The sequence below is a fragment of the Vibrio sp. 1249-1 genome (assembly GCF_033340495.1).
The window spans coordinates 1-643 of the sequence record NZ_JAWOWJ010000685.1; the positions used below are offsets into that span (position 1 = coordinate 1).

Annotated in this window: 1 protein-coding gene; it reads right to left on the reverse strand. The window is 48.4% G+C overall.

All coding sequences use genetic code 11. The features are described 5' to 3' along the window. The coding region (locus R7Z50_RS28345; RefSeq protein ID WP_318149864.1) for an ATP-binding cassette domain-containing protein at positions 1-643 on the reverse strand (643 nt) is incomplete at both ends.

The following is a 643-nucleotide window of genomic DNA, read 5'->3' on the forward strand; positions in this document are numbered from 1 at the left end:
GCGACATCAACGGTGCATCTACGGTTGCGCCAGTAAATTCCATACGGACAAGAGGGTAGCTGCCTTCAACGCGATTTGGTTGCAAACGCGCTTGGTAATCTTCTGGAATGGAAAGATCCAATGTGGAACGAATGAACTCGTGAGCCAGTTCCGTTTTCGGGTGCGCAAAAATATCGCCAACCGTGCCTTTCTCAACCAATTCACCACCACCGATGATCGCCACTTCGTGACAGATGCTTTTTACCACTTCCATTTCGTGGGTGATCAGTAGAATCGTGATGTTGAGTTTGCGGTTGATTTCTTTTAATAGCTCAAGGATGGATTGAGTTGTTGCAGGATCCAGTGCGCTGGTGGCTTCGTCACACAACAGTACGCTTGGGTCGGATGCCAATGCACGAGCAATAGCCACACGTTGTTTTTGACCGCCACTTAGGTTGGACGGATAGCTTTCGTGCTTGTCCGCTAAGCCAACGAGCTTTAGCAACTCAGTTACTTTTGTTGTGATTTGCGATTTGTCTTTGCCAGCCAGTTCCAGTGGTAGAGCCACGTTATCAAACACAGTACGAGACGAAAGCAGATTGAAGTGCTGGAAGATCATGCCAATGTTGCGGCGCGTTTCAACCAACTGCTTTTTGCTGAGTGT